The organism is Flavobacterium sp. UBA6195 (assembly GCF_002422095.1).
In the GTDB taxonomy this organism is placed as follows: domain Bacteria; phylum Bacteroidota; class Bacteroidia; order Flavobacteriales; family Flavobacteriaceae; genus Flavobacterium.
In genome coordinates, this window is record NZ_DITB01000129.1 from 1570 (window position 1) to 3390 (window position 1821).

Genomic DNA, 1821 nt, shown 5'->3' on the forward strand with positions numbered 1-1821 from the left:
ATTTTATTTGATTTACCCCAAGATACATTACTCTCTAATCTTGATGAAAAAGATAAAATTTCAATCAAAGGGGTTGGAAATGGCAATGTTGTTTCGGGATATAGGCTAAAAAACAATTTGTTATCTGTAAATGAGTATGCAGATTCTAATTTTGATGTTCTTTTTTTACCTGATCAAGATATTAGCATTATTAATAAATTAGGATTGCCCATTAATGGAATAATTGGGAGTCGTTTTTTTGAATCATATCTAGTAGAAATTGATTACGAGCACAAATTAGTAATACTCCATAGAGAAGAACTTAAAGCTAATGATTCTCGTTTAAAAAGATTTAATACATTGCAAGTATCGCTAATTAAAAAGAAACCATATGTTAAAATTCCAATAACTTTAAATGATGAAAGTCAAATATTTAACGTGCTCTTTGATTCTGGTTTAGGCGATGGACTTTGGTTGTTTGAAAACGATACCTTGAAATGTAATACTGATTTTTTTAATGATTTTCTTGGGGTTGGTCTGTCGGGTGAAATAAATGGTAAAAGATCTAGAATTGATAAAATTGATTTTAGTGGATTTGCTTTAAAAAAGGCTTTGGTTTCATATCCAGACACTACTGCTTTTAATCAAATTCTTATTAATAATGGTCGAAATGGTTCTATTGGTGGCGATGTTTTAAAACGATTCAATTGGTTTTTAGATTATAAAAACAAGAAATTTTATTTCAAAAAAAACAATTTGTTTTCCCTTCCATTTGAATATAACATGTCGGGTATAGAAATTCAGCATGCAGGTTTACAATTAATCAATCAAATTGTAAGAGTTCAGCCTCCAAAAAGAACAGCTAATCAAAATGAAATTATTTTTGATGATGATTTAAAATTCACACAAAAATTTGAGCTAAAACCTATTTTTTCAATACATGCAATTCGTAAAGATTCTCCCGCAGAAAAGGCAGGATTACAAGTAGGAGATAAAATCCTTAAAATTAATAATAAACAAGCCCATCAATTGACGATGCAATGGATAATGGATTTATTTCAATCAAAAGATGGTAAATGGATTTCGATTTTAGTCGAGCGAAATGGTGAGCAGATAAAATATAAATTTCAATTGAAAAAAATTCTATAAAAAAAGTCCCACTTTTAATGGGACTCTTCTTTATGAATTTGGAAACGTTTTCTTTTTTAGTAGTGGACTAACTTCTTCCTTAACAACTACAGTTCCTTTTATTCTTAGTGGAATCATACCGTTTTCTTTGTTAGTAGCATTGGTTTCAATGGTAATAGTTTTACTTATTGGACCCGGATTCATATTATATTGAACCTTAATTTGACCTTTTCCTCCAGGAGCAATAGGTTCTTTTGGCCATTCTGGAACCGTACAGCCACAACTCGATTTGGCATTTTTGATAACCAAAGGCGCATCTCCCGTATTGGTAAATTCAAAAATACGTATTCCGTTATCTTTTCCTTTTTCAACTTCACCATAATTAATGGTTTCTTCCTTAAATTCAATTTTAGCACCAGATTGAGCAAAGGAAAAAATTCCTATCAGTAGGGTTAAATAAACAAGTAATTTTTTCATCATCTTATAAATTAATAGGTTGTTGTAAAAATAATTAAATATAAGCAACCAACAAACTACTCCTAACATTTTTTTTATTTTCGTTATATAGTTACTTTTGCAGTTAATAACACAAAAAACATACCAAAGTTTACGTTTAGGTATTTTTAGGAGCGAATGGCTCGGGACTTATTTGTAATCCATTTTCCCGCTGTCCGCTTTACGAGGTGCCGCTCCCATCGGGGCTCATATCTTTGT

2 protein-coding genes are annotated in these 1821 nt (G+C 30.5%); one reads left to right on the forward strand and one right to left on the reverse strand.

Going from position 1 to position 1821, the window contains the following annotated elements:
- Nucleotides 1–1128 (forward strand): PDZ domain-containing protein (locus B4I81_RS11675; RefSeq protein WP_291110829.1); only part of this gene is annotated, 1128 nt, incomplete at its 5' end.
- Between the two features lie 30 nt (nt 1129–1158).
- Here the strand turns inward: B4I81_RS11675 and B4I81_RS11680 are convergent.
- A complete protein-coding gene (locus B4I81_RS11680) occupies nt 1159–1584 on the reverse strand; it encodes a DUF1573 domain-containing protein (RefSeq protein ID WP_291110831.1) in 426 nt (141 codons plus the stop codon).
- Between the last annotated feature and the right edge of the window lie 237 nt (nt 1585–1821).